Here is a 3129-nt window from a genome sequence, read left to right on the forward strand (position 1 = left end):
GGGGCGGTGGCGGCCCGTGGCAGCGGGTCCGGGAGTTCCGCGGCGGACGGCCGCCGGCGCGTCCGGTGCGCCCGGCCGTGCTGGCGCTGCTCGCCGAGGAGCCGATGCACGGCTACCAGCTGATGCAGGAGATCCGCCGCCGCACGAACGAGCGGTGGCGCCCGAGCCCCGGCTCGGTGTACCCGATCCTGCAGCAGCTGGAGGACGAAGGCCTGGTCCACACGGTCGAGACGGGCGGCCGCCGCGTCGCCGAGCTGACCGACGCGGGCCGTGAGCACGTCGCCGGGCGGGAGGCGGAGTTCGCCGAGCTGTGGGGCGAGCCCGAGGAGGAGCCGAACGCCGACCGCTTCGCGACCCTGTGGCACGCATTGGGCGAGCTGTCCGGCGCGGCGGCCCAGGTGGGGCACAGCGGCACCGAAGCGCAGGTGGCGGAGGTGAAGAAGATCCTCGCCGACGCCCGTCGCCGGGTCTACGCGGTGCTCGCCGACGCGGGCCTGGAGAACGAGGAAGCCTGACCGCCGGGGTCGTGAGTGTTTGGTCGGGTTAGAACCCGACTGAACACTCACGACCCGCGGCGCCGCATCCTAGGCTCATCCCATGGAGGAACAGGACTTCGCCGCGCACCTGACGGCGACCATGACCGGCAGCGCGCTCACCATGCTGATCGGCGTCGGCCACCGCACCGGGCTCTTCGAAGCCGCCGCGCAGGGCCCCGCCACCAGCGCCGGGCTGGCCGAACGCGCCGGGCTGCACGAGCGTTACGTCCGGGAGTGGCTCGGGGCCATGGTCACCGGCGGCATCTTCACCCACGACGCCGGCGAGTACACCTTCCCGCCCGAGCACGCGAAGTTCCTGCTCGGCGAAACGGCGTCGAACCTGATGCCGTCCCTGCTCACCCTGAGCGCCTTCACCGGCATCCTTCCCGACCTGGAACGCGCGTTCGCCGAAGGCGGCGGCGTCCCGCGGTCGGCGTACGGGCCCTACCTCGAGACCCTCGGCGCGAAAACCGGCGACAGCTGGAAGCACATCTACCGCGAACACCTCGTCGACGGCTTCTTCGGCGCGGTGCCCGGCCTGAACGAGCGGCTCACCGCCGGGGCGCGCGTGCTCGACCTCGGCTGCGGCACCGGGAACGCCATCGCCGTCGCCGCGCGGGCGTTCCCCGCGTCGCGGTTCACCGGGCTCGACATCAACCCCGGCGTCGTCGAGCAGGCCCGGGAACTCACCCACGACCTGCCGAACGCCGAGTTCGCCGTCGGGGACGCCGCCGAGCTGGCCGCCGACCCGCCCTACGACGTGATCACCGCGTTCGACGCCGTGCACGACCAGGACCGGCCGGACGTCGTGCTGCGGCGGGTCCGGGAAGCGCTGGCCGGCGACGGCCTGTTCTTCATGGTGGACACGAACTTCTCCAGCGACGTCGCCAAGAACGTCGGGAACCCGCTGGCCGCGCTGTGCTACTCGATCAGCCTGATGTACTGCACGACGACATCGCTGGCCGAAGGCGGCGCCGCGCTGGGTGCCATGTGGGGCACCGAAAAAGCCCGCGAAATGCTCGCGAACGCGGGGTTCCGGCACGTCGAAGTGCTCGAATCCCCGCGTCCGCAGAACTGCGTTTACGCCTGTCGGCCCTGAACTACTGCTGGTACGGCGCCGCCGCGGCCTTCGCGGCCGTGATCAGCGCGCCCTTGTTCTTCGGCCAGAACGTGCTGTCGACACAGGTGTACTTCGGCAGGAAGCCACCGCAGGTGCCGCTCGAGCTGCCGACCTCGAACGTCACGCTGGCGACGCCGAGCTCGCCGTAGGTGAAGTCGTCGGTGGTGCCGGTCGTGTCGTAGCCGACGGTTTCCTCGTTGGTGCCGACGAGGTAGCCGTTGGACGCCGAGTACTTGGCGCCGAGCTTGCGGTACTGCGCGTCGTTCGGCGAGGTGGCCTGGGTGAAGCCCCACGGGATGATGATGTCGTTGCCGTAGCTGTGCAGCGTGATCATCGTGCCCTTGGCGGTGGCCGGCGCGGGGTCGTTGTCGCCGGTGCCGCGCTGGTCCGGGAAGATCGCGCGGGCCAGCTTCTCCAGCGCCTGCACCTCGGGCTCGGACCCCGCGCTCACGCCCTGGTAGGTCTCCGAGCACGCGGAGTTCGAGTCGCCGCCCCACTTGAACGTGGAGTTGCGGTTGAGGTCGACGCCGATGTTCGTGCCGGTGCAGCCGCCGCGGCTGTTGTTCGCGTTCTTGCGCTGCAGCTTGGGCGAGTTGCCGCCGGAAGCGACGATGTCGACGCCGTCGGGGTTGGCGATCGGCACCACCCACACCTCGGTCGTGTCCAAAATGGACTTCGCGGTGGCGTCGGTCGCGTAGCCGTCGGCGAGGTAGTCGATCCAGCGCCAAGCGAGCTCGCCGGTGGACAGCTCGCGCGCGTGGATCTGGGCCATCAGGAAGAACTTCGGCTTCGGCGACGTCGTCGACAGCGTGCAGTCGCCGGCCTGCTTCTTTGTTAGGCACAGCGCCTGGATGTCGTGGCCGCCCTGGCCCTTGGTCTTCTTCCACGACTGGCCGATCGTGTACTTCGTGGCCAGGTCCGGGTGCGCGGAAGCGACCTGCGCGAGGTGGTTCTCGTGCGCGGTGACCGTCCGGTACCCGCCGTAGTAGGTGTCGGCCGCCAGCGCGTTCCCCTGCGCCGGGAGTTCTTTGTAGACGGTGTCGAAGAACGACGGCCGGAAGCCGCGCGCCCGCAGCTGGTTCGCGACGCCCTGGCCGCCGACGACGTAGACCGCACCGGCGTCGCCTTCCTCGACGTCGAAACCGGCTTCGGTCAGCGCCTGCGCCTGGGCGGCGGTCGCCGGCACGCGCCAGAAGACCGGCGTGTCCGCCGGCTGCGCGGTGGCGGTGCCGCCGAGCAGGGTGGTGAGCAGGACCCCGGTCGCCGCGAGGGCGAGCCGGGACAGGGACCTTGACACCATCGGAGGATCTCCTCACGCCGCACGGATGGAGGTCCGGCGGGAACCCTTGGTCACCGCACCGGCACGCACAGTGTGTCGGTGCGGGCAAACCCGGCACACCCCCGAAAGTCGCGAGTCGGGAGATCCGCCCGGCGCGCGGCGGGGCGGCACTTTCACGTGAAAGTGCCGCCCCG

3 protein-coding genes are annotated in these 3129 nt (G+C 70.9%); 2 read left to right on the forward strand and 1 reads right to left on the reverse strand.

What is annotated here, in order from left to right; all coding sequences use genetic code 11:
- Positions 1-515: PadR family transcriptional regulator (locus G3I65_RS19885; protein WP_203612436.1), on the forward strand; the 515-nt coding region annotated here is incomplete at its 5' end.
- Positions 516-597: 82 nt separating this feature from the next.
- Positions 598-1635 carry a methyltransferase domain-containing protein gene (locus G3I65_RS19890; protein WP_160697443.1) on the forward strand — a complete coding sequence of 346 codons (1038 nt, stop codon included), beginning with the start codon at positions 598-600 and terminating at the stop codon, positions 1633-1635.
- A gap of 1 nt (position 1636) precedes the next feature.
- Here G3I65_RS19890 and G3I65_RS19895 read toward each other — a convergent pair whose 3' ends face one another.
- Positions 1637-2956 carry a M14 family zinc carboxypeptidase gene (locus G3I65_RS19895; protein WP_160697444.1) on the reverse strand — a complete coding sequence of 440 codons (1320 nt, stop codon included), beginning with the start codon at positions 2954-2956 and terminating at the stop codon, positions 1637-1639.
- Positions 2957-3129 lie beyond the last annotated feature (173 nt).

The sequence above is a fragment of the Amycolatopsis sp. SID8362 genome (assembly GCF_010550475.1).
In the GTDB taxonomy this organism is placed as follows: domain Bacteria; phylum Actinomycetota; class Actinomycetes; order Mycobacteriales; family Pseudonocardiaceae; genus Amycolatopsis; species Amycolatopsis eburnea.

Coding starts and splice junctions, on each gene's coding strand:
- G3I65_RS19895 (WP_160697444.1), bottom strand. CDS start 2,956: ATGGTGTCAAGGTCCCTGTCCCGGCTCGCCCTCGCGGCGACCGGGGTC.
- G3I65_RS19890 (WP_160697443.1), top strand. CDS start 598: ATGGAGGAACAGGACTTCGCCGCGCACCTGACGGCGACCATGACCGGC.